Here is a 2,098-nt window from a genome sequence, read left to right as displayed (position 1 = left end):
GTGCCGTACGACGACCGCGTGCCCGGCGACCGCCCGTGCCCGGTCGTCCGGGCAGCCGGGGAACAGCCGCCCGATCTCCGCCGCGAACTCCGCGACGAAGCGCTCGTCCTCCGCCACCCGGCGTCGCGCGTCCCGCACCCGGCGCCGCTGCCGGACCTCCGCGTCGGCCAGGCAGCGTTCCTCCGCCCGCGCCAGCGCGGCCTCCTCCACCAGCAGGCCCTGGCGCTCGTACCGGCCACGCCGCCGCGCGAACCGCACCACCACCGCCGACAGCGCGCTCTCCTCCCGCGCCCTGCGGGTCAGCGCGGCATCCCCGCGCGGGAGGAACACCAGGTGCCCCAGATCCGCGCAGTCCAGGCAACGCGGCACCCCCTCCTCCAGCACCAGCAGGGCCAGCGGCCCCTGCCGGCAGGCCGCGCAGTGCCTGCGCCGCTGCGGCTGCACCACGACCGGGCCGCCCCCGGCATCGGGCAGCGCGGGGGAGCGTGGCTCCACGGGACGGCGTGCACCTGCGGGACGTGCCATACGCGGTTCATTCCCCACCACCTGCCCGTCCTCCCGCACCAGGCCGGGCCACTCCTCCTTCCCTCCCCTCCTGTGCCTTCCTTTTCCGGCTTCCCGGCATCATGGGCGTGTGCGACTCGAAGCGATCACCTGGGAGCGGCTGGCCGAACGGCTCGCCGACCGGATTCTGGCGCTGGAGCCCGCCGACGGCAGCCCCTGGCCGCGCGTGGGCCTCGACGGAGCGCCCGCCGCCGGGCCGGGTGACCTGGCCACCCGGATCGCCGAGGCGCTCCGGGTACGCGGCCGGCCCTCACTGGTCGTCGGCGCAGACGGCTTCCTGCGCCCCGCCTCCCTCCGCCTGGAGCACGGGCGGCGCGACGAGGAGTCGTACTACAGCGGCTGGTTCGACACCGGCGCGCTGTGGCGCGAGGTCCTCGGCCCCCTGGACGCCGGGGGTGACGGGCGGGTGCTGCCCGACCTGTGGGACCCGGTCACCGACCGCGCCACCCGCAGCTCCTACGTCCAGCTACCGCCCGGCGGGGTACTGCTCCTGCACGGTCCCCTTCTTCTCCGGCACTGGTTCCCCTTCGACCTGACCGTGCACGTCCTGCTGTCGTCCGGCGCCCTGCGCCGCCGCACCCCCGACCCCGAGCACTGGACGCTCCCCGCCTTCGCCCGCTACGAGACGGAGACCGACCCCGCCGCGACGGCCGACGTGGTCGTACGTGCCGACGACCCCCGGCATCCCGCCTGGAGCGGCTGACCTCGCCCGCCGGACCCGGAGGACCGGTGGGTCAGAACCAGCCGTTGCGCCGGAAGCCCCGCCAGAGCGCGGCACAGGCCAGCGCGGTGATGCCCATGATCACCGGGTAGCCGTAGTGCCACTTCGCCTCCGGCATGTACTCGAAGTTCATCCCGTAGACACCGCAGACCATCGTCGGCACCGCGACGATCGCGGCCCAGGCCGTGATCTTCCGCATGTCCTCGTTCTGCGCCACCGTCACCTGGGCCAGATGGGCCTGGAGGATGGAGTTGAGCAGCTCGTCGAACGCGGCGATCTGGTCCTTGGCCCGTATCAGATGGTCCATCACATCGCGGAAGTAGGCCTGTATCTCCGGGTCGACCACCCTCATCGGCCGGGTGGCCAGGTCCTCCACCGGGCGCACCAGCGGCACCGCCGCCCGTTTCAGTTCGAGCAGTTCGCGCTTGAGCTGGTAGATCCGCCCCGGATCGGCCCGGCCGCCCTCCTCCGAGAAGACGTCCGTCTCGACCTGCTCGACATCGCCCTGCACCGCGTCCGTGACGTTCAGGTACTCGTCCACCACGTGGTCCGCGACGGCGTGCAGCACCGCCGAAGGGCCCTTGGCGAGCTGACGCGGGCGCGACTCCAGCTCCTCGCGCAGCGGGCCCAGTGAGCCATGGTGGCCGTGCCGCACGGTGATGACGAAGTCCTCGCCGACGAACACCATGATCTCGCCGGTGTTCACCACCTCGCTCGTCGCAGTCAGCTTCTCGTGCTCCACGTAGCAGACGGTCTTCAGGACCGCGAAGAGCGTGTCGCCGTACCGCTCCAGCTTCGGGCGCTGGTGGGCCT

At 72.9% G+C, this 2,098-nt stretch carries 3 protein-coding genes; 1 reads left to right on the top strand and 2 read right to left on the bottom strand.

The window, feature by feature from the left end; all coding sequences use genetic code 11:
• The coding region (locus tag GT030_RS20080) for a DUF2293 domain-containing protein (protein ID WP_346009692.1) at positions 1-495 on the bottom strand (495 nt) is incomplete at its 3' end.
• 139 nt (positions 496-634) lie between these two features.
• Between GT030_RS20080 and GT030_RS20075 the strand changes: the two genes are divergently transcribed.
• Positions 635-1,267, top strand: coding sequence for a uridine kinase (locus GT030_RS20075; RefSeq protein ID WP_161202296.1), 633 nt, complete (start codon positions 635-637; stop codon positions 1,265-1,267).
• Between the two features lie 31 nt (positions 1,268-1,298).
• Here the strand turns inward: GT030_RS20075 and GT030_RS20070 are convergent.
• A partial coding sequence (locus tag GT030_RS20070) for a magnesium and cobalt transport protein CorA (RefSeq protein ID WP_161202295.1) occupies positions 1,299-2,098 on the bottom strand: 800 nt, incomplete at its 5' end.

The sequence above is a fragment of the Streptomyces sp. SID1328 genome (genome assembly GCF_009865595.1).
GTDB classification, from domain to species: domain Bacteria; phylum Actinomycetota; class Actinomycetes; order Streptomycetales; family Streptomycetaceae; genus Streptomyces; species Streptomyces griseoluteus.
This window is presented reverse-complemented; position numbering and strand designations above follow the sequence as displayed.